General features: G+C 71.4%; 20 protein-coding genes. 4 read left to right on the top strand and 16 right to left on the bottom strand.

All coding sequences use genetic code 11. The annotated features are described in order from the left end of the window. Positions 1 to 5: 5 nt before the first annotated feature. From OG446_RS16495 to OG446_RS16505, 3 genes are all read right to left on the bottom strand, one after another. The gene (locus tag OG446_RS16495; protein WP_328894765.1) at positions 6 to 731 is read right to left on the bottom strand and encodes a M23 family metallopeptidase; all 726 of its coding nucleotides are present in this window, start codon (positions 729 to 731) and stop codon (positions 6 to 8) included. Positions 732 to 1,248: 517 nt separating this feature from the next. After that, positions 1,249 to 2,436 carry a PQQ-binding-like beta-propeller repeat protein gene (locus tag OG446_RS16500; RefSeq protein ID WP_328894766.1) on the bottom strand — a complete coding sequence of 396 codons (1,188 nt, stop codon included), beginning with the start codon at positions 2,434 to 2,436 and terminating at the stop codon, positions 1,249 to 1,251. Between the two features lie 221 nt (positions 2,437 to 2,657). Then, on the bottom strand, positions 2,658 to 5,186 hold the full coding sequence (locus OG446_RS16505) for an ATP-dependent Clp protease ATP-binding subunit (protein WP_148020025.1): 2,529 nt from the start codon (positions 5,184 to 5,186) through the stop codon (positions 2,658 to 2,660). A 441-nt stretch (positions 5,187 to 5,627) separates the two neighbouring features. Between OG446_RS16505 and OG446_RS16510 the strand changes: the two genes are divergently transcribed. After that, a complete protein-coding gene (locus tag OG446_RS16510) occupies positions 5,628 to 6,248 on the top strand; it encodes an SCO3374 family protein (RefSeq protein ID WP_328894767.1) in 621 nt (206 codons plus the stop codon). Here OG446_RS16510 and OG446_RS16515 read toward each other — a convergent pair. The 10 genes from OG446_RS16515 to OG446_RS16560 form a co-directional block, all read right to left on the bottom strand. Continuing rightward, positions 6,227 to 6,562 (bottom strand): histone-like nucleoid-structuring protein Lsr2, encoded by a 336-nt coding sequence (locus OG446_RS16515; protein ID WP_148020023.1) that lies wholly within the window; start codon positions 6,560 to 6,562, stop codon positions 6,227 to 6,229. The two genes, OG446_RS16510 and OG446_RS16515, sit on opposite strands and share 22 nt — an antisense overlap. A gap of 145 nt (positions 6,563 to 6,707) precedes the next feature. Continuing rightward, positions 6,708 to 7,175 carry an amino-acid N-acetyltransferase gene (locus OG446_RS16520; protein WP_371604830.1) on the bottom strand — a complete coding sequence of 156 codons (468 nt, stop codon included), beginning with the start codon at positions 7,173 to 7,175 and terminating at the stop codon, positions 6,708 to 6,710. A gap of 99 nt (positions 7,176 to 7,274) precedes the next feature. Further along, the gene (locus tag OG446_RS16525) at positions 7,275 to 7,772 is read right to left on the bottom strand and encodes a BlaI/MecI/CopY family transcriptional regulator (protein WP_328894768.1); all 498 of its coding nucleotides are present in this window, start codon (positions 7,770 to 7,772) and stop codon (positions 7,275 to 7,277) included. A gap of 112 nt (positions 7,773 to 7,884) precedes the next feature. Next, positions 7,885 to 8,064: a hypothetical protein gene (locus OG446_RS16530; protein ID WP_148020020.1), complete on the bottom strand. Its 180-nt coding sequence runs from the start codon at positions 8,062 to 8,064 to the stop codon at positions 7,885 to 7,887. A 45-nt stretch (positions 8,065 to 8,109) separates the two neighbouring features. Continuing rightward, positions 8,110 to 8,685 (bottom strand): hypothetical protein, encoded by a 576-nt coding sequence (locus tag OG446_RS16535; RefSeq protein WP_328898319.1) that lies wholly within the window; start codon positions 8,683 to 8,685, stop codon positions 8,110 to 8,112. 138 nt (positions 8,686 to 8,823) lie between these two features. Next, on the bottom strand, positions 8,824 to 9,621 hold the full coding sequence (locus OG446_RS16540; protein WP_148020019.1) for a type III pantothenate kinase: 798 nt from the start codon (positions 9,619 to 9,621) through the stop codon (positions 8,824 to 8,826). After that, a complete protein-coding gene (gene nadC, locus OG446_RS16545) occupies positions 9,621 to 10,664 on the bottom strand; it encodes a carboxylating nicotinate-nucleotide diphosphorylase (protein ID WP_328894769.1) in 1,044 nt (347 codons plus the stop codon). The genes OG446_RS16540 and nadC overlap by 1 nt, the downstream gene beginning before the upstream one ends. Positions 10,665 to 10,666: 2 nt before the next feature. Further along, a complete protein-coding gene (locus OG446_RS16550; RefSeq protein ID WP_328894770.1) occupies positions 10,667 to 12,403 on the bottom strand; it encodes an L-aspartate oxidase in 1,737 nt (578 codons plus the stop codon). Further along, positions 12,400 to 13,416 (bottom strand): pantoate--beta-alanine ligase, encoded by a 1,017-nt coding sequence (panC, locus tag OG446_RS16555; protein ID WP_328894771.1) that lies wholly within the window; start codon positions 13,414 to 13,416, stop codon positions 12,400 to 12,402. The genes OG446_RS16550 and panC overlap by 4 nt, the downstream gene beginning before the upstream one ends. Further along, a complete protein-coding gene (locus tag OG446_RS16560; protein WP_328894772.1) occupies positions 13,413 to 14,378 on the bottom strand; it encodes a Rossmann-like and DUF2520 domain-containing protein in 966 nt (321 codons plus the stop codon). Before OG446_RS16560 ends, panC begins: the two co-directional genes overlap by 4 nt. A gap of 176 nt (positions 14,379 to 14,554) precedes the next feature. On the opposite strand from OG446_RS16560, the gene OG446_RS16565 reads away from it, so the two are divergent. Both OG446_RS16565 and OG446_RS16570 read left to right on the top strand, forming a co-directional pair. Further along, complete coding sequence (locus OG446_RS16565; RefSeq protein WP_328894773.1) at positions 14,555 to 15,772, top strand: threonine aldolase family protein; 1,218 nt, start codon at positions 14,555 to 14,557, stop codon at positions 15,770 to 15,772. A gap of 80 nt (positions 15,773 to 15,852) precedes the next feature. Beyond that, positions 15,853 to 16,971, top strand: a complete 1,119-nt coding sequence (locus tag OG446_RS16570; protein ID WP_328894774.1) for a DUF5937 family protein — start codon at positions 15,853 to 15,855, stop codon at positions 16,969 to 16,971. A gap of 21 nt (positions 16,972 to 16,992) precedes the next feature. On the opposite strand, the gene OG446_RS16575 is transcribed toward OG446_RS16570, so the two are convergent. From OG446_RS16575 to OG446_RS16585, 3 genes are all read right to left on the bottom strand, one after another. Beyond that, positions 16,993 to 17,595, bottom strand: coding sequence for an AAA family ATPase (locus tag OG446_RS16575; protein ID WP_328898320.1), 603 nt, complete (start codon positions 17,593 to 17,595; stop codon positions 16,993 to 16,995). Positions 17,596 to 17,604: 9 nt separating this feature from the next. Next, complete coding sequence (locus OG446_RS16580; RefSeq protein ID WP_328894775.1) at positions 17,605 to 18,279, bottom strand: response regulator transcription factor; 675 nt, start codon at positions 18,277 to 18,279, stop codon at positions 17,605 to 17,607. A 71-nt stretch (positions 18,280 to 18,350) separates the two neighbouring features. Further along, a complete protein-coding gene (locus OG446_RS16585) occupies positions 18,351 to 19,565 on the bottom strand; it encodes a sensor histidine kinase (RefSeq protein ID WP_328894776.1) in 1,215 nt (404 codons plus the stop codon). Between the two features lie 96 nt (positions 19,566 to 19,661). On the opposite strand from OG446_RS16585, the gene OG446_RS16590 reads away from it, so the two are divergent. Further along, positions 19,662 to 20,654: an SAM-dependent methyltransferase gene (locus OG446_RS16590; protein ID WP_328894777.1), complete on the top strand. Its 993-nt coding sequence runs from the start codon at positions 19,662 to 19,664 to the stop codon at positions 20,652 to 20,654. Positions 20,655 to 20,698: the final 44 nt, after the last annotated feature.

The following is a 20,698-nucleotide window of genomic DNA, read 5'->3' on the forward strand; positions in this document are numbered from 1 at the left end:
GTCGGTCAGACCGAGATGCCGTGCTTGTGCAGGAAGTTGACCGGGTTGACCGCCGAACCGTAGTTTGCGGTGGTCCGGATCTCGAAGTGCAGGTGCGGACCGCTGGAGTTGCCGGTGTTGCCGGAGAGGGCGATCTTCTCACCCTTCTTCACGTGCTCGCCGATGTGCACCTTGATCTTCGAAAGGTGCGCGTACTGCGAGTACGTACCGTTCTTGTGCTTGATCACGATGGCGTTGCCGTACGCGGGACCGTCGCCGCCGCCGTTCGGGCCGGCCTTCACGACGGTGCCGTTGTGCGCGGCCTCGACCTTGGTGCCGATCGGCACGGCGAAGTCCTGGCCGGAGTGCTTGTGCGACCAGCGGCTGCCGTCGTTGCCGAAGCTGGCGCTCAGCTCGTAGTGGTCGACCGGGGCCTCCCACGCGAGCTTCGCGGCGGCCTTCTTCTTGGCGGCTGCCTTCTTCTTCGCGGCGGCGGCCTTCTTCTTGGACGCCTCGGCCTTCTTCGCCGCGGCGTGCTCGGCCGCCTTGCCCTGTGCGGCCGCCTGCTGGGCGACCGACTCGGCGGTGGTGGCACTCGCCAGGCTCGCCGTGCCGGTGGTGCCCGCCGTGCCGGCCGCGAACGCAGCGCCCGCACCGAGAACCATCGACGTCCCCAGGCCGGCTGCCACCACGGCGCCACGGACACGGGAAGCGGACGGGCGGCGGGTCTGGAACGTAACGCGCTTCGACATAAGCAGAAAACCTCCGGATGACTGGACCCGGCGGCGTGCCGGGCTGGCCATACCTTGGTAACCCGCACCCCCGGATCCACTCAAACCCCCCATCTACGAAGAAAAGCCGTAGCCGGAGGCCCGGGAATTCGCCGTCGCAGGGCCCGCTCCGCACCCCACGGCCACTGCCGAAAGTCTTCGTCGGGACAGGTTTAACCCCAGTTCCAAACCGTCCATACCGGACACAGCCCCGCCGTCCGGGCAGTTCGCCCCACACCCCCGAAGGTCCCTCCGCACACCGGGCCGAAGGTCCCGCCCACGATGAGGACGTTTCCTCCTAACACGCCTAGTAGGCCCCGAAAGGGCTGTGCGCCTTGTCACCGGCGGTGGGACCAAGGGCTGTCCGTTTCGGGACCTTCGGCCCGGGGTCGCGGCGCCAGGGCCTGTCGTCGAACCGCCGTCCGCCGCGCGACGCCATGCACGCACCTGACGCCGCGCGGCCGCCCTTCGGGCGACGACGGCAGCGTGACGACACGCCCTAGAGAACGGGCAGCGCCGTCACCTTCTTCGCGTGCAGAGCCACCAGCTGGTTGCTGCCCGCCGCCAGATACCACCGCTGGAGGTCGCCGCTGCCGTCGTTGTACGTCCAGTGCAGCTTCCCGCTGCTGGGGTCGTAGGCGTGGATGCCGCCGTTCTTGTCGAACTCCGTCGCCCCGTAGAGGACGTCGCCCACCTTCGCGAACTGCCAGGGGGCGGCGACGTCCAGGCTCCCCTTGTCGTGCCAGTGCGCCTTCCCCGTCGCGGGATCGGCCGCCCAGAGGCCGTGGGCGCTGTCGGAGACGTAGAGGACGCCGTCCAGGACCGCCGGGTCGTTGAAACGGCTGAACTCCTCGGTCCTGAAGGACCAGCGCTCCTTGCCGTCGGCCAGGTCGAAGGCACGCATCCGCTCCCCGTTGGCGAGGATGGCGAGACCGTCGTGGACCACGAAACCGCGGTTGTTGGACCGGCCGATCTTCTTCGTCCAGATCTGGCGGCCCGTGACGGTGTCGCGCACCGTGAGGTTCTCCCGGAAGTCCGTGTAGACGAGACGCCTGCCCTCCACCCGCGCGGTGATGCCGTTCTCCTCCGTCCCCTTGTCACGCTTCTCGCGCCAGAGGACCTTGCCCGAGGTGGTGTCGATCGCGGCGATCACGTTCTCCGGCGTCCTGAACTCCTTGTCCAGGATTCCCGCGACGACGTAGAGGCGGTTCGTGTCCACGGCGATGGGCCGGGGCTGGGAGTACTGGTCCCCCATGTGGCTGCGCCAGACGTCCTTGCCCGTGGCGTGATCCAGGCCGACGATGTTCCCGTCGTAGCGGGCGCTCTTGAGGTAGAGCGTCCCGTCGCCGACGAGCATGGTGGCGCCCGGAGTGGTGACCTCCGCGCGGGACCAGATCTCCTTGCCGGTGGTGATGTCGCGAGCCACCAGCGGATCGCCCGAGACCAGGACGACGTTGCCCACGACCGCGACCGCGTCGATCCACGCCAGCCCGTCGTACCTTGAGGCGTGCTGCCAGGAGGGCTTCGGCTTGCTCTCCGGCGTCGGCGTGCTGGGCCTCGGTATGTCCGGCCCGCCGGCGCCCGGCTCGTCCTCCGGCCCGCAGGCCGATGCCCCGGCCCCCAGCAGCACCAGCCCGGCGCCCGCCGCCTTCATCATCTGCCTGCGTGACACATCGCTTCTGCGCATGATCCGCCCCGTCCCCCTTGCTGTCTCGTCCGCGCCCGGACGACGCGTCCGGAGCCGGGCCAGACTAGCCAGCGATTTTCCGCCGCTGCGCGGCCCGGACTCGACCGGGACATCTCTGTGACACGCCTGTCACTGTGTACACAACAGCAAAGAGGCGGCCCCGAACCGGTGTGAAACCGGGTCGGGGCCGCCTCTTCGTACGCTCGGGCGCTAGGCGCCGCTCACGCTTCCTTCGTCATGTTCGGGCCGGCGCCGCCTGCCGCCTGCTCGATCGGAGGGACGTCGGGCAGAGCCGACTTCTCCTCGCCGCGGAAGGTGAACTTCTGCTCGTCACCCTCGCCCTCGGTGCCGACGACCACGATGTGACCGGGGCGCAGCTCACCAAAGAGGATCTTCTCGGAGAGGATGTCCTCGATCTCGCGCTGGATCGTCCGGCGCAGCGGCCGGGCGCCCATCACGGGGTCGTAGCCCTTCTTCGCCAGCAGGGACTTGGCGGCCGGGCTCAGCTCGATGCCCATGTCGCGGTCCCGCAGGCGCTCGTCCACCTTGGCGAGCATGAGGTCGACGATCTGGATGATGTCTTCCTCGGTGAGCTGGTGGAAGACGACCGTGTCGTCGACACGGTTGAGGAACTCGGGCCGGAAGTGCTGCTTGAGCTCTTCGTTGACCTTCGTCTTCATCCGCTCGTAGTTCGTCTTGACGTCGCCCTGGGCGGCGAAGCCCAGGTTGAAGCCCTTGGAGATGTCCCGGGTCCCGAGGTTGGTCGTCATGATGATGACCGTGTTCTTGAAGTCCACGACCCGGCCCTGGGAGTCGGTCAGGCGACCGTCCTCCAGGATCTGGAGCAGGGAGTTGAAGATGTCGGGGTGGGCCTTCTCGACCTCGTCGAACAGGACGACGGAGAACGGCTTGCGGCGCACCTTCTCGGTGAGCTGGCCACCCTCCTCGTACCCGACGTAGCCGGGGGGAGAGCCGAAGAGCCGCGAGACCGTGTGCTTCTCGCTGAACTCCGACATGTCGAGGGCGATCAGCGCGTCCTCGTCACCGAAGAGGAACTCGGCGAGCGTCTTGGACAGCTCGGTCTTACCGACGCCGGACGGACCGGCGAAGATGAACGAGCCACCGGGGCGCTTCGGGTCCTTCAGACCGGCTCGCGTACGGCGGATCGCCTGCGAGAGGGCCTTGATGGCGTCCTTCTGGCCGATGACGCGCTTGTGGAGCTCGTCCTCCATGCGCAGCAGACGGGAGGACTCCTCCTCCGTCAGCTTGAAGACCGGGATGCCGGTGGCGGTGGCGAGGACCTCGGCGATGAGCTCGCCGTCGACCTCGGCCACGACGTCCATGTCGCCGGCCTTCCACTCCTTCTCGCGCTTGGCCTTCGCCGCCAGCAGCTGCTTCTCCTTGTCACGGAGAGACGCCGCCTTCTCGAAGTCCTGGGAGTCGATGGCCGACTCCTTGTCGCGACGCACGCCCGCGATCTTCTCGTCGAACTCGCGGAGGTCCGGCGGCGCGGTCATCCGGCGGATGCGCATCCGGGAACCGGCCTCGTCGATCAGGTCGATCGCCTTGTCCGGCAGGAAGCGGTCCGAGATGTAGCGGTCGGCCAGCGTCGCGGCCTGGACCAGCGCCTCGTCCGTGATGGACACGCGGTGGTGGGCCTCGTAGCGGTCGCGCAGACCCTTGAGGATCTCGATGGTGTGCGGCAGCGACGGCTCCGCGACCTGGATGGGCTGGAAGCGTCGCTCGAGAGCGGCGTCCTTCTCCAGGTGCTTGCGGTACTCGTCGAGCGTGGTGGCACCGATGGTCTGGAGCTCGCCTCGCGCCAGCATGGGCTTGAGGATGCTCGCCGCGTCGATCGCGCCCTCGGCGGCGCCCGCACCCACCAGGGTGTGGAGCTCGTCGATGAACAGGATGATGTCGCCGCGGGTGCGGATCTCCTTGAGGACCTTCTTCAGGCGCTCCTCGAAGTCACCGCGGTAGCGGGAACCGGCGACCAGCGCACCGAGGTCGAGGGTGTAGAGGTGCTTGTCCTTGAGGGTCTCGGGCACCTCGCCCTTGACGATGGCCTGTGCCAGGCCCTCGACGACCGCCGTCTTGCCGACGCCGGGCTCGCCGATGAGGACCGGGTTGTTCTTCGTACGGCGGGACAGCACCTGCATGACCCGCTCGATCTCCTTCTCGCGCCCGATGACCGGGTCGAGCTTGGATTCACGAGCGGCCTGGGTGAGGTTCCGGCCGAACTGGTCGAGCACCAGCGACGTGGAGGGCGTGCCCTCCGCGGGGCCGCCCGCTGTGGCCGCCTCCTTGCCGCCCGAGTAGCCGGACAGCAGCTGGATGACCTGCTGGCGCACCCGGTTCAGGTCGGCGCCCAGCTTCACGAGGACCTGGGCTGCGACACCCTCGCCCTCGCGGATCAGGCCGAGCAGGATGTGCTCGGTGCCGATGTAGTTGTGGCCGAGCTGAAGGGCCTCGCGGAGCGAGAGCTCCAGGACCTTCTTGGCTCGGGGTGTGAAGGGGATGTGCCCGGACGGGGCCTGCTGGCCCTGACCGATGATCTCCTCCACCTGCTGGCGGACCGCCTCGAGCGAAATCCCGAGGCTCTCCAGGGCCTTAGCGGCGACACCCTCACCCTCGTGGATCAGGCCCAGGAGGATGTGCTCGGTGCCGATGTAGTTGTGGTTGAGCATCCGGGCTTCTTCCTGAGCCAGGACGACAACCCGCCGCGCGCGGTCGGTGAACCTCTCGAACATCGTTAATCGCTCCTCAGAGCGGTCAGGCAGTAAGGGGTCGGTCCCCTCCCTGTCCTTCCGCAGCTTAGTCCCGCAAGCGGGGACCGCTCATTTCAACTGCCGACACCCGGCCCTGCTTCCCGGGGGATCTCCTGCCCCGAACGCCGACAACTGCTCCAACCCGATGGTGCGAGACGATGTTCCCGCAGGCCAGGCAGATACCCCTATCACCTGTACGCCGATGGCGAACGTGAGACGTCCGTGGCTTGCGTGTCGCCCCTCCCCACTAGGGATGTCTTACCCGCAATTACAGACAGTCCATGCGGCGTACGCGGGTTCCCTCCGCTACGGGCGAACATATTCGTGCTCCCGAATGCGCCCGTACGCCCCCAACCCGGACACAGTACGCGTTCGATCAAGGACTCTGCGTAACTCTTGGCGTCGCTCGGGAGTTCTTTCGTCATGGCCCTCACCGTCCCGCCTCCCCGCACGGCGCTCCCCGCAGAGCGGGACGGTCGTGCCTGCGGTGCGTCACTGGGCGCGTGCGCCCGGTGGTACGAGCAGGAGCTCGGCTGGGCGACGGCCGGCAGTGCGCCGGTGAGGCTGCTGACCGGGTTGCGGTTCGACGCCCTCGTGGTCCCGGCGGCCGCCGGTCATGCCGCGCTGGAAAGGGTGGGCCGTACCGGCCCCGTGGCGCTGACGGGCCGGCGGATGAGCCTGCTGGTGGCGCCGGGGAGCGCCGACGAGCTGCCGGGGCTGCTCGACTGGTTGGAGTGGGGCGGCGTCGCCCTCGAACTGACCGCTCTCGGTGCGGGCGGGCGGATCACCGCACCGCCGCCGCCGGGCCGGCCGGGTCCGCCGGGGGCCGCCGTATGGCTGCGGCCCCCCTGTCCACCGCACGAGCAGGAGGGGGAGCCGGTGTTCCCGGCCCTCTCCGGCTTCGGGAGCAGGGGTGGGGATGCTCCCGATCTCATCCGGCTCGTGGACGCCGTGGCGACGGAATGCCACCGGGCACGGCTGACGCGCGCCCGGACGGGGTTGCGCCCCAGGAAATCGGCCGCTCAGCCGTTGGCCTTCTCGTAAGCCTCGCGGATCTCCGCGGGAACACGACCGCGGTCATTCACACTGTGGCCGTTCTCGCGCGCCCACTTACGGATCTCGGCGGTGTCCTTGTTGCCGCCGGGAACGGCACGGCCCTTGCCGCGACCGGACGCCGCACGGCCACCGGTGCGCCGGCCGCTCTTCGCGTACGGCTCCAGAAGGGACCGGAGCTTGTCCGCGTTGCTCGTCGTGAGGTCAATCTCGTACGTCTTGCCATCGAGAGCGAACGTCACGGTCTCGTCCGCCTCGCCACCGTCGAGGTCGTCAACAAGAAGGACCTGAACCTTCTGTGCCACCGGGATTTCCTTTCATCGAAAATGGAGTACGCGGAAAGGAAACCGCTTTTCACCGGAAAACACAAACCCCCGGGAGAGGTTCAGGAGCACAAGAAGACGGGAAACGTGCGCGATTCGGACATAGGGATCGGGCTTCTTCCGACGGTCACAGGTGCAGAAGCATCCGGCTGTTGCCCAAGGTGTTCGGCTTCACTCGTTCGAGACCGAGGAACTCCGCGACTCCCTCGTCATAGGAACGCAGCAGCTCGCTGTAGACATCTCCGTCGACCGGCGTCTCTCCGATCTCCACGAAGCCGTGCTTCGCGAAGAAGTCGACTTCGAAGGTGAGGCAGAAAACCCGTCGCACGCCCAGCCAACGGGCGGTCTGCAACAACTTGTCCAGTACTTGATGGCCGACTCCTGCGCCCTTGATGCTGTGATCGACGGCGAGAGTACGCACTTCGGCCAGGTCTTCCCACATCACGTGCAGTGCACCGCAGCCGATGACCCGGGCGTCCTCGTCGCGTTCGGCGATCCAGAACTCCTGGATGTCCTCGTAAAGCGTGACCGTCGCTTTGTCGAGCAGGATGCCTTCTCGTACGTAGCCGTCGAGGAGACGCCGGACCGAGGCCACATCGCTCGTCCTCGCACGGCGGACGGTGATGGGCATGTTTATAACCGACTGAGCGGTCTGGAAATCGGTTTGCGGAAGCTCTGAGGACATACCCCGACGCTATCGCCCGGCGTCCGGCTCCGCGTCATCGGCCGCTTCGGCGCCTTCGCCGGATCCGCCCCCGGCGCCTTCACCGGTGTCTTCACCAGTGCCTTCGCCTACATCTTCACCGACCACCGGAACGGAACCCTCGGGAAGTGTGGGCAGAACGATCCGCATGGCGTCCCTGAGGGCATCGTGCTGCTCGGCCGACATCATGCCGAAGAACGCGACCAGTGCGGCGGCGGGGTTGTCGCTCTGCGACCAGGCTTCGTTCATCAGTGCGGCCGAGTATGCGGCACGGGTGGAGACCGCCGTATATCGGTATGCACGGCCGTCCACTTCCCGGCGGACCCAGCCCTTCTGATGGAGATTGTCCATAACCGTCATGACGGTGGTGTAGGCGATGGACCGCTCCTGCTGAAGGTCTTCAAGGACTTCCCGCACGGTTACCGGTCGGTTCCATTGCCAGACCCGCGTCATCACGGCGTCTTCCAGCTCTCCCAATTGGCGGGGCACAGCGTCACCTTAGTGCCAGATGTCTGGAATGGGCGGTTATTTACACAGCAAAAGGGCGTACGGCTCCGGGGAGCCGTACGCCCTTCGTCTGCGTGCTGCGCGTGCCGGGAGGTCAGACCCCGTCGGTGCGCGGCGTGCGCTGCGCCGATTCCGCGCGGCTGATCGCGGCGTCCACGGCCGCGTCCTCCTTGGCCTTGTTCGGCCCGCCCTGGCTCTTGACGATCGTCACGACCAGGCCGATGAAGAAGGCGGCCATCACCACGGGGGGCACGAGCGCGGATACGTAGTCCATGGCGTCCAGAGTAGCGAGCCCGGCCGCCGTCACCGAGGCAGGGCCCTACCCCGCGGCGCGTTGCTGCGGCGGCGGGACCGGGCGGCGGCGGGGCGGGAAGACCTCGGAGGGCTTGGGTGCCGGCCGCTCGGACGGTGCGGCCGGACGGGCCGGGGCCGCCGGGGTCTTCGGCTTCTCGGGCTCCGCGGCACGGCCGCCGGGCAGCGCGAGCAGCCGGCTGCGCGGCGCGGGCGCCGTGGCGGGGACCGCGCGTCCGGCGAGACGGGCCCGCACGGAACGCTCGGCGAGCACCTGGCAGCGCTCCAGGAGCGCCGCGGCGACCGGTCCGCCGCGCAGGGCGCGCAGCGCGGCCAGATCCTCGGGGCGGGGGTCGTATCCGGCGGCCAGGGCGTCCTGGAGGCGCTCCAGATAGCCGCTGAGGGAGCCGGGGAGGGCGTTTCGGTAGCGGACGAGGTCAGCGAGGAGGAAGGCACGCAGCCGTCCGGCCTCACCGACCGCCTCGTCGACGGCGCCCGCTAGCCGCAGGCAGTCCTGGACGTCCTCGTCGGGCAGGGGCGCGGGGTGGAGGGCGATGGCGAGGGCACGGCGGAGCACTCGCAGCTCGTCCGCGCTGAACGCCATACCGCCGCGTGATCCGTAGGGCGTGGGCATAGCGCGACAATACGTGCTAAATGGACAAAATCCGTTTAACTGGCCGTCGGCGGCGCGGCGGCTCCGGTGAGCCACCGCGCCGGGAACCTCCCGGTCAGGGCCGCGTCGCTACAGGCGCGCCACATTGCGCTCGTACACCAGGCGCAGCCCGATGAGCGTGAGCCAGGGCTCGTGCTCGTCGATGACGGAGGACTCGCCCAACACCATCGGAGCAAGGCCGCCCGTCGCGATGACGGTGACGTCGTCGGGGTCGGCGGCCAGCTCCTTCTTCATCCGGCCGACGACACCGTCGACCTGGCCGGCGAAGCCGTAGATGATGCCCGCCTGCATGGCCTCGACGGTGTTCTTCCCGATCACGCTGCGCGGCCGGGCCAGCTCGATCTTGCGCAGCTGCGCGCCCTTGACGCCGAGCGCCTCGACCGAGATCTCGATGCCGGGCGCGATGACGCCGCCGGTGTACTCGCCGCGGGCGGAGACCGCGTCGAAGGTGGTGGCGGTGCCGAAGTCGACGACGATCGCCGGGCCGCCGTACAGGTCGACGGCGGCGACCGCGTTGATGATGCGGTCCGCGCCGACCTCCTTCGGGTTGTCCATCAGGATCGGCACACCGGTCTTGATGCCCGGCTCGACCAGGACGGCGGGGACGTCGCCGTAGTAGCGGCGGGTCACCTCGCGCAGCTCGTGCAGGACGGCCGGGACGGTGGAGCAGATCGCGATGCCCTCGATGCCGTCGCCCAGCTCCATGCCCAGCAGCGGGTGCATGCCCATCAGGCCCTGGAGCAGCACCGCGAGCTCGTCCGCGGTGCGGCGGGCGTCGGTGGAGATGCGCCAGTGCTCGACGATCTCCTCACCGTCGAACAGCCCGAGGACCGTGTGGGTGTTGCCGACGTCGATGGTGAGCAGCATCAGACGCCGGCCCCGTCGGTGTCGCGGAAGTCCAGGCCGATGTCGAGGATCGGCGAGGAGTGGGTCAGCGCGCCGACGGCCAGGTAGTCCACACCGGCCTCCGCGTAGGCGCGGGCGGAGTCCAGGGACAGCCGGCCCGAGGACTCCAGGTACGCGCGGCCGCCGACCAGCTCGACCGCTTCGGCGGTCTGCGACGGGGTGAAGTTGTCCAGCAGGATCAGATCGGCACCGGCGTCCAGGACCTCGGTGACCTGCTGCAGCGTGTCGACCTCGACCTCGATCGCGAGGTCCGGGAACTCCTCCCTGACCCGCTTGAACGCCTCGGCGACCCCGCCCGCCGCGATCACGTGGTTGTCCTTGACCAGCGCGGCGTCGGACAGCGACATGCGGTGGTTGACGCCGCCGCCGCAGCGCACGGCGTACTTCTCCAGGGCCCGCAGGCCCGGAGTCGTCTTGCGGGTGTCGCGGACCTCGGCCTTCGTGCCCTCCAGCACGTCGGCCCAGGCGCGGGTGGCGGTGGCGATGCCGGAGAGCCTGCACAGCAGGTTGAGGGCGCTGCGCTCGCCGGTGAGCAGGTCACGGGTGCGGGTGGTGACGGTCAGCAGCTTCTGGCCGGGGACGACGCGGTCGCCGTCCTCGACGTGCCGCTCGACCTCGAACTCGTCCGTGCAGACGATGGAGAGCACGGCCTCGGCGACCCGCAGACCGGCCACGACGCCCGCCTCACGGGCGGTGAAGTCACCGGTGGCCACCGCGTCCTCGGGGACGGTGGCGACGGTCGTGACGTCCACCCCGCCGTCGAGGTCCTCCTCGATGGCGACGTGCGCGACGTCCTCGACGGTGACCGGGTCCAGGCCCGCGTCGGCGAGGAGCTGGGCGAGCGCGGGGTCCAGGCCGCACTCCAGGGCGTCCAGGTCGTAGCCGTCCTCCCCGCCGCAGCCGCAGCCGTCACCGCAGCCGCCCGCGGCGGATGCGGGCGCGCCGATCTGGATCAGCGGTACGTCCACGGGTGTGGGGCGCGGATTCTCTTCGGGCGTGCTCACGGTTACGGCTCCTCGGGAGTGGGGTGGTTGGTGCCTGTCGCTGCGCAGTCTGCTGCCCCGGACGTCTGTACGGGCCCGAACGCCTCGGTATCCGTCCGACGGAGGACGAGCTGCCGGTCCGGGGTGAGCTTCACGACGAGGTGGCGGCGCCAGTTCTCGTCGTCGCGCTCGGGCCGGTCCTCGCGCCAGTGGCAGCCTCGGGTCTCCTCGCGCTGCCGGGCGGCGGCGACCAGGACCCGGGAGACGAGGAGCAGGTTGGTGACCTCCCAGGCCTCGACCCCGGGCACCGCGTCCTTGGGCTCGTCGGCGCCGGCCTTCAGGAACGCGCTGCGGTGCAGGTCCTCCAGCTCCTCGGCGGCCCTGGCGAGGCTGTCGGCGGAACGCACGACACCGGCGCCGCGGGTCATGATGCGCTGGATCGTGCTCCGGGCCTCGGGGGGCAGCAGCGGGGAGGGCGCGGGGTGGCCGGTGACGGTGGCGGTACCGGCCCGGGGCCGGTGGGCGACGATGTCGGCCGCGATGCGCTCGGCGAAGACGAGGCCTTCCAGGAGCGAGTTGGACGCCAGCCGGTTCGCGCCGTGCACCCCGGTGCAGGCGACCTCGCCGCAGGCGTACAGGCCGGGCACGGTCGTACGCCCCCGCAGGTCGGTGCGGATGCCGCCGGAGGCGTGGTGCGCGGCCGGGGCGATCGGGATCGGCTCGGTGACCGGGTCGATGCCATGGGTCCGGCAGGCCGCCAGGATGGTGGGGAAGTGCTGCTCCCACATCTCGGCGCCGAAGTGGCGGGCGTCGAGGTACATGTGCTCGGTGCCGTGCAGCTGCATCTGGCGGGTGATGGCCTTGGCGACGATGTCGCGCGGGGCGAGCTCGGCCAGTTCGTGCTGCCCGAGCATGAAGCGCGTGCCGTGTGCGTCGACGAGATGGGCGCCCTCGCCCCGTACCGCTTCGGAGACGAGCGGCTGCTGCCCCTCGGCACCGGCGCCGAGGAAGAGGACCGTGGGGTGGAACTGGACGAATTCGAGGTCCGAGACCTCCGCGCCCGCCCGCAGCGCGAGTGCCACGCCGTCGCCGGTGGCGACCGGCGGGTTGGTGGTGGCGGAGAAGACCTGGCCCATGCCGCCGGTGGCGAGGATGACCGCGGGGGCGTTGACCGCGCCGACCCCGTCGTGCTGGCCCTCGCCCATGACGTGCAGGGTGACGCCCGCGGTACGGCCTTCGGCGTCGGTGAGCAGGTCGAGCACGAGGGCGTTCTCGACGGTGTGCAGGGCGGCTTCGCGGACCGCTTCGACCAGGGCGCGGGAGATCTCCGCGCCCGTCGCGTCGCCGCCCGCGTGGGCGATGCGGCGGCGGTGGTGGCCGCCCTCGCGGCCCAGGGCGATGGTGCCGTCGTCCGCGGTGTCGAACTGGGCGCCGGTCCCGATCAGCCGGCGTACGGCGTCGGGGCCCTCGGTGACGAGGGTGCGGACCGCCGCCTCGTCGCACAGGCCCGCGCCGGCGACCAGGGTGTCGTCCAGGTGCTGTTCCGGAGTGTCGCCCTCGCCCAGGGCGGCGGCGACGCCGCCCTGGGCCCAGCGGGTGGAGCCGTCGTCCAGGCGGGCCTTGGTGACGACGACGGTGGCGAGGCCGGCGGCGGCGCAGCGCAGTGCGGTGGTGAGGCCGGCCACGCCGGAGCCGACCACCACGACGTCGGCGTCGATGGACCAGCCAGGGGCGGGGGCGGTCAGCCGTATTCCGGTCACGCGGTGGCTCCGAAGGTCAGCGGGATGTTGTCGATGAGGCGGGTGGTGCCCACCCGTGCGGCGACGGCGAGGATCGCGTCGCCCGCGGTGCGGTCGTCGGGGATCTCGGTGAAGTCCGCCGGGTCCACGAGCGCCAGGTAGTCGAGGGCGAGCGGGGGCTGCTCGGCCGCCGCGTCGTCCAGGATCGCGCGGGCCGCCGCGCGCACGGCTGCGGGGCCCCCGTCCGGCCTGGCCCGGGCGACGGCCTGGGCGTCGGCCGCGAGCCTCGCCTCGCCGAGCCGGTTGAGTCCGGCGGCCCGGCCCTCCGTCGCGCCCGTCGTCTGCGCGCGGGCGTGCAGTGCCTGCTGGGCGGCGAGCCGGTCACGGGCCGCGAACAGGGCCCGGGACAGGGCGAGCGCGGTGTGGCGCTCCTGCGCGTCGAGGAAGCGGTTGCGGCTGGAGAGCGCGAGGCCGTCGGCCTCCCGGGCCGTCTCCACGCCCACGATCTCCACCGGGAAGTTCAGATCGCGCACCATGCGGCGGATCAGCGCCAGCTGCTGGGCGTCCTTCTGCCCGAAGAACGCGACATCGGGGCGGGTCAGATGGAGCAGCTTGGCGACGACCGTGAGCATGCCGTCGAAGTGTCCGGGGCGGGAGGCGCCTTCGAGCCGCTCGCCCATCGGGCCCGCGGAGATCCGGACCTGCGGTTCGCCGCCGGGGTAGACCTCGTCGACGGACGGCGCGAAGACCACGTCGGCCCCGGCCGCGCCGGCCACGGCGAGGTCGGCGTCCAGGGTGCGCGGGTAGCGGTCCAGGTCGGCGCTCTCGCCGAACTGGAGCGGGTTGACGAAGACGGTGACGACGACCTGGCCGCCCGGTCCGACAACCGCACGCGCGGTTTGGATCAGGGAGGCGTGGCCCTGGTGCAGGGCGCCCATCGTCATGACGACGGCACGCTCGGCCCGGCCCCCCTCGGGGGCGTACCCCGCCAGTTCGGCGGCGGTGCGCAGCAGCGTGGCGGCGGATGCGGTCATCGGGACTCCTCCGGTCCGGTTCCGGCGATTCCGGGGGTACCCGAGCCGCCCGAGCCATCGGCCAGGACGTCGAGCAGGTCCTCGGCCAGCTCCGGCTTGAGCATGCCGTGGGAGAGCGCGCGGTCGGCGGTGGCGCGGGCCATCGCGACGTAACCGGCCACCGTCTGCGGGGCATGGGCGCGCAGCTCGTCGATGTGCGCGGCGACCGTGCCCGCGTCACCGCGCGCGACCGGGCCGGTCAGGGCGGCGTCACCGGAGCGCAGGGCGTTGTCCAGGGCGGCGCCGAGCAGCGGGCCGAGCATCCGGTCGGGGGCGGCGACCCCCGCCGTGCGCAGCAGCTCCATCGACTGGGCGACCAGGGTGACCAGGTGGTTCGCGCCCAGGGCGAGCGCCGCGTGGTAGAGCGGGCGGGACTCCTCGGCGATCCACTCGGGTTCGCCGCCCATCTCGATGACCAGCGCCTCCGCGGCGAGCCGCAGCTGCTCGGGCGCGGTGACCCCGAAGGAGCAGCCGGCCAGCCGCTGGACGTCGACGGAGGTGCCGGTGAACGTCATCGCCGGGTGCAGGGCCAACGGCAGGGCGCCGGCCCGCAGCGCGGGATCCAGCACCTTCGTCCCGTACCGCCCCGAGGTGTGGACGATCAGCTGGCCGGGGCGGACCGCACCGGTCTCGGCGAGGCCCTCGACGAGCCCCGGCAGGGCGTCGTCGGGCACCGTCAGCAGGACCAGCTCCGCGCGCGCGAGGACCTCGGCGGGCGGTACCAGCGGTACGTCGGGAAGCAGGGTGGCGGCGCGGCGCACCGAGGCGTCGGAGACGCCCGACACGGCGACCGGGCGGTGCCCGGCGAGCGCCAGGGAGGCGGCGAGAGCGGGGCCGACACGGCCCGCGCCCACGACGCCGACGGTGAGCCGGGCAGGACGGTCCCTCGCGTCGAGGGGCTCCTTGGGGGTCATTGCATTCACGCGGCGGTGGCCTTCCGTTCCAGTCCGCGGGGGGTACCGGACGATTCCTCTGCATGCTACGCCAGCGCATCGCCCCGGCCACCGACTGTCCACAGGCTGTGGACAGTCCCGGTCGCGGCGCCACCCGCCGTCCATATCCTGTGGGCAGGGACTGCGTTCTGCGTGATGATCGTCCCATGGCAGACAGAGACGAGCAGGTGCACGACGGGGCGACGGACGGGCCGCAGACCCCCCGCGGATACGGGGACGAGGAGCCCGACCCGCAGCGGCTGCGCCGCATCGCGGCGTGGCGGCAGGCCCGGAAGCTCCTGTCCCGGTCGCCGGTGGACCGCCCGCTCGGCGAGCAGCTGGCGTCGCTGACCGCGGGCGCGGCCACGGTCACCGATCTCGACCGGCCCGCCGACATCTACGGCAACGGCGTCGTCGCCGAGCTGGAGCGGCGGATCGCCGGGCTGCTGGGCACCGAGGAGGCCGCGTTCTTCCCGACCGGGACGATGGCGCAGCAGGTCGCGCTGCGCTGCTGGGCCGGGCGCACCGGCAACCCGACGGTGGCCCTGCACCCGCTCGCCCACCCCGAGGTGCACGAGCGCGGCGCCCTGTCCGCGGTCACCGGGCTGCGTACCGTCCACCCGACGAACGAGCCTCGGCTGCCCACGGCGGACGAGATCCGCGACTTCGCCGAGCCGTTCGGCACCCTGATGCTGGAGCTGCCGCTGCGTGACGCGGGCTTCGTCCTGCCCACGTGGGAGGAGCTGGAGGCCGTCGTGGCGGCGGCCCGTGAGCGCGACGCGGTGGTGCACTTCGACGGGGCCCGGCTGTGGGAGTGCGCCGACCGCTTCGGGCGGGAACTGCCGGAGATCGCGGGGCTCGCCGACAGCGTGTACGTGTCGTTCTACAAGACCCTCGGCGGGATCTCCGGGGCGGCGCTCGCCGGCTCCGCGTCGCTGATCGAGGAGGCCCGCACCTGGCGGCACCGGTACGGCGGCCAGCTCTTCCAGCAGTTCCCGGCGGCGCTCGCCGCGCTGATCGGCCTGGACCGGGAGCTGCCGAAGCTGCCGTCGTACGTGGCCCAGGCGAAGGTGGTCGCTGCGGCGCTGGCCGAGGGGTTCACCGAGGCCGGTGCCGGGTGGTTCCGGGTGCATCCGGACCCCCCGCACACCCACCAGTTCCAGGTCTGGCTGCCCTACCCGGCGGACGTCCTGGAGGAGGCGTCGCTGCGCCAGGCGGAGGAGACGGGCGTGGCCCTCTTCCGCCTCTGGCACCCGGCAGCCGCGGGCCCGCCCGGGGTGTCGTTCACCGAGGTCACGGTGTCGGAGGCGGGGCTGGAGTGGACGGCTGCCGACGTCCGCGCGGCGGCGGCGGAGTTCCTGGAGCGGGTGGCCCGGCAGGGGTGAGGCGCGCTGGGCGGGCCGCCGATTGACGCCGGCCGTCAATCGGGGTCCGGACCGCCCCGCCCACCCCGCACCATGGACGGGTGAGCGTAACCATCGGCATCGCGGGCCTCGACCCCCGGCACGTCGTCTTCGAGACCTCGCCCCTCGTCGAGCTGGGGGTCGCCCTGCACGCGCTCTCCGAGCCGGGGCACCACCCCGGGCTGAACGGCTGGGCGACGGCCACCACCACGTCCCTGGAGCCGGACCTGGCCGACCGGCTGCACGAAGCGGACTTCCTGTGGCGGAACACGTTCTCGGACATCTTCATGCCGTTCGCCGGTGTCCTCGGCGGCGACGGCAGGACCGGCGCCGACCTCGCCGAGGACCTGGACATCCTGGACCGGCTGGACGACGAGCGGTTCGTCTCCGCGGCCCTGGAGTTCACCTGCGCGAACCTGTACGGGACCGGCGCGGCCTCCCCGCTCCACGACCCCGGCATGCGGGCCCGCGCCCTGGACATGGCGGCGGCGCGCGGGCCGCAGCAGGTGGAGTTCACCCAGCGGCTGCTGGCCGACCCCGCCCCGGTACGCCGCTGGATCCGGCGTCTGTTCGAGGACTGCGACCAGGCGTTCTTCGCGGACACCTGGCAGCGGGTGCGGGTCCCGCTGGCGGCCGACGCACGGCACAAGACGGATCTGCTGCGGCACAAGGGGATCGCCGAGGCCGTACGGGCCGTCTCGCCCGCCCTCTCCGTCGACGAGGACGGTGCCCGGATCAGCGTCGACAAGCTCACCGAGGGCTCGACCGACGCCACCGACCCCGCCGTCGGCGCCGGACTCACCCTCATCCCGACCAGCCTCGGCTGGCCGCATCTGATGGTGCTGCACGCCCCGGGCTGGCGACCGGTGATCCACTACCCCGTGCACCGCCCCGAACTGCCCTCGCCCGCCTCGGTGGAACTGCTCCAGCTCCGGATGGAGGCGCTGGCCCACCCGCTGCGGATGCGTCTGTGCCGCAACATCGCCCGCTCGCCCTACACGACCGGAGAGCTCGCCGACACGAACGGGATCACCGCCCCCGAGGTCTCCCGCCATCTCACCGTCCTCAAGAAGGCGGGCCTGGTCACGACGCGGCGCCGCGGCCGGTACGTACTGCACCAGCTGGACCTGACCGTGGTGGCCCGGCTCGGCAGCGACTTCCTGGAGGGGATCCTGCGCTGAGAGCCCGGCGGGCGCGCCCTCTCAGTCGAACCGGATGTGCCGGACCCCCGTCCAGGCCCGCCGCATCCGGTGCCGCAGCGCACTGTCCGTGTCCGGCAGCAGGGTGAGGCCCGCCGACGCGGCGATCCGGTCGGCGACCTGCGGGACCGTCAGCCGGTCGGTACGGATGTGCTCGGCGAACTCCGGGGCTTCGAGCCGCTCCAGACAGTGGTCCAGCTTCGCGACGGCGAAGCTCTCGCGCTTCAGTCCGCGCCCGAGGCCGCGCTCTCGCAAGCGCCCCAGCACGGTCTCGCGCTCGGCGAGCAGGGCGAAGTGATGGACCGTCCGCCCGCCCTCGCGCAGCCGCCCGACGATCTCCGCGAAGTAGCCGGGGTCGACCAGGGTCATCGGGGCGATGACCGTGCCGGGGTGCCCGCTCAGGGCGAGGGCGAGCATGTCGTGCACCCCCTGCCGCCACGCCGGCAGGTCCTGGAAGTCGCCGCGCAGCGCGGGCGGCAGCGTCCGGTGCAGCCCGAAGCCGACGTGCTCCGGATCGCAGACCACGCTGCCGGGCAGCCGTCGCCGGAGTTCGTACGCCGTCTGCGTCTTTCCGCCGCCGAACGGGCCGTTGATCCAGAGGAGCACGCCCACCGGTCAGCCCGCCCCGCCTCCGGCGCGCACCAGCCCCGTCTCGTAGGCGAGGACCACGACCTGCACCCGGTCGCGCAGGCCCAGCTTGGTCAGGATCCGGCCGACATGTGTCTTCACGGTCGCCTCGGAGAGCACCAGCCGACCCGCGATCTCGCCGTTCGACAGGCCCTGGGCGACCAACAGCATCACCTCGCGTTCGCGTTCGGTGAGCTTGGCGACGTCCTTGTGCTGCGGCTCGGCCGTACTGCTGGGCAGCATCGGCGAGAAGCGGTCGAGCAGCCGGCGGGTGGTGGACGGGGCGACGACGGCGTCGCCGCTGTGCACGGAACGGATCGCTGCGAGCAGTTCACCCGGCGGCACGTCCTTGAGCATGAAGCCGCTGGCCCCTGCCTTCAGCCCCGAGAAGGCGTACTCGTCGAGGTCGAACGTCGTCAGGATGAGCACCTTGGGCGCATCGGGCTGCGCGCAGATGCGGCGGGTGGCCTCGACCCCGTCCAGCCGGGGCATCCGCACGTCCATGAGCACCACGTCGACGGCGGTGGAGCGGAGGTTCTCGATCGCCTCCGCGCCGTCACCCGCCTCGGCGACGACCTCCATGTCCGGCTGCGCGGCGAGCACCATCCGGAAGCCTGTACGCAGCAGCGCCTGGTCGTCGACGAGCATCACGCGGATCGCCATGGGGTCCCTGTCTCCTGTTTCGTCCTGCGGTCGGTTCGGCCTGGTCCGGACGGAGGGGCACTGGTGCTGCACTAGTTCGCGGCCTTGAGCGGCAGCAGCGCGCTGATACGGAATCCGCCGCCGGGGCGCGGTCCGGCGTCCAGTGTGCCGCCGACCATGCCGACCCGTTCGCGCATACCGATCATGCCGTGGCCCGCCCCGTCGGCGCCGCCGTCCTCGTACAGTTCGTGCGCCGCGCCCCGGCCGTCGTCCTCCACCAGCAGGCCGAGCCCGTCGTCGAAGTAGACCAGCCGCACACTTGCCCCGGCGTTCGGACCGCCGTGCTTGCGGGTGTTGGTCAGCGCCTCCTGCACGATGCGGTACGCCGTCAGCTCGACTCCGCTGGGCAGCGAGCGCGGAGTGCCCTCGACCCTGAAATCGACGGCCAGACCGGCCGCTCTGACCTGCTCGATCAGATCCTCGATCTGCTCGACGTCGGGCTGCGGAACGTACTCCCCCGTCTCCGGGCCGTCGCCCGTGCGCAGCACGCCCAGCAGCCGGCGCATCTCCGCGAGCGCCTGCCGGCCGGTGCTGGAGATCGTCTCCAGCGCCTGCCGGGCCTGGTCGGGGGCCGCGTCCATCACATAGGCGGCACCGTCCGCCTGCACCACCATCACCGAGACGTTGTGTGCGACGACGTCGTGGAGCTCGCGGGCGATACGGGCCCGCTCGGCCGCCACCGCGACCTTCGACTGCGCCTCGCGCTCCCGCTCCAGCCGGGCGGCCCGCTCCTCCAGTTGGTCGAAGTAGGCCCGCCTGGTCCGCATCGAGTCGCCGAGCACCCAGGCCAGCACGAACGGCACCGTCATCACGACGACGAGGAAGACCGACTCCGCCCAGCTGCGCGGCATGTCCTCCGGCTCCGGCCAGCGGAGCTGGGAGAGCGTGGCCGCGCACAGACTGCATGCCAGGGCGAGCCGGGAGGCCCAGCGTTCGCCCACCGTGGCCACGGTGAAGGTGATCACCAGCATGGCGAAGTTCGCGACCGTCGGTCTGACCCCGAACGCCAGCTGGGCCACGCCCATCGCGATGGCGAGCAGCAGCATCTTCTCGGGCGCGCGCCGGCGCAGCGCCACGACGACACAGAGGCCGATGACGATCGGCACGATGGCGATGCGCTCGGCGCGGCCGCCGTGCCCCACGTCGCCGACCACGATGGTCATGCCGGAGATCCCGAGGAGGAAGACAGCCCAGAAGCAGTCGACGCCCGTCGGGTGTCTGCGGATGAAGTCGTAGAGGCGCTGCACGTAACCCAGCGTAGGGAAAGGCGAGGGGGGCGCGGGTCAGCCGAAGGGCCGATCCAGGTCCGGAGACCGTACTCCCCAAGGTGGAGACTTGGGAACGTGACGGATGAGTGGCGTGGGTGGCAGGAGGCGGCCGAGACCGCTTTGTACGGGGACGGGGGGTTCTACCGGAGCCAGGAGGGGCCCGCGGGGCATTTCCGCACCTCGGTGCACGCCTCCCCGCTGTTCGCCGCGGCCGTCGCCCGGCTGCTGGTCAGGACGGCCGGGGAACTGCGGACCTCGTGTGTGGACCTGGTGGATCTGGGGGCGGGGCGCGGAGAGCTGTTGACGGGAGTGCTCGCCGCGCTGCCGGCCGAGGGCGGGGACGGCCTCACGGTACGGGCGTACGCCGTGGAGCTCGCCGCCCGTCCGCCCGGCCTGGACCCACGGGTCCAGTGGTGCGCGAAGCCGCCGCAGGGAGTGTGCGGGCTGCTGTTCGCCAACGAGTGGCTGGACAACGTGCCGGTACCGGTCGCCGAGACGGACCCGGACGGCATCGAGCGGTACGTCCTGGTGCGGACGGCGGACGGTGCGGAACGGCTGGGCGACCCGGTGAGCGGGGCGGACGCCCGGTGGCTGCGCCGCTGGTGGCCCTCGGCGGGGCCGGGCAGCAGGGCGGAGATCGGCCGCCCGCGCGACGAGGCGTGGGCGGATGCGGTGGCCACGCTGTCCGGCGGGATCGCGGTGGCGGTGGACTACTGCCACGTACGGGAGGAGCGACCGCCGTTCGGCACGCTGACGGGCTTCCGGGCGGGGCGCGAGGTACGGCCGGTGCCCGACGGCAGCTGCGACCTCACCTCGCACGTGGCTCTGGACGCGTGTGCGGCCGCGGGCGGGCCGGGAGCGGAGATCCGCACGCAACGCGAGGCGCTGCGGCAGCTGGGCATCACTGGTGAACGCCCGCCGCTGTCGCTCGCGGCGAGCGATCCGGCGGGTTACGTGCGGGCACTGGCCTCGGCGGGCGAGGCCGCGGAACTCACGTCCCGGGGCGGACTGGGCGACTTCGGCTGGCTGACGCAGCGGGTGGGCCCTCTCAGCCCCTCCGGCGACTGAGGAGCGGGGTCCGGGGGCAGCGCCCCCGGAATCGGGCCCGCAGG

Source organism: Streptomyces sp. NBC_00236, assembly GCF_036195045.1.
In the GTDB taxonomy this organism is placed as follows: Bacteria; Actinomycetota; Actinomycetes; order Streptomycetales; family Streptomycetaceae; genus Streptomyces.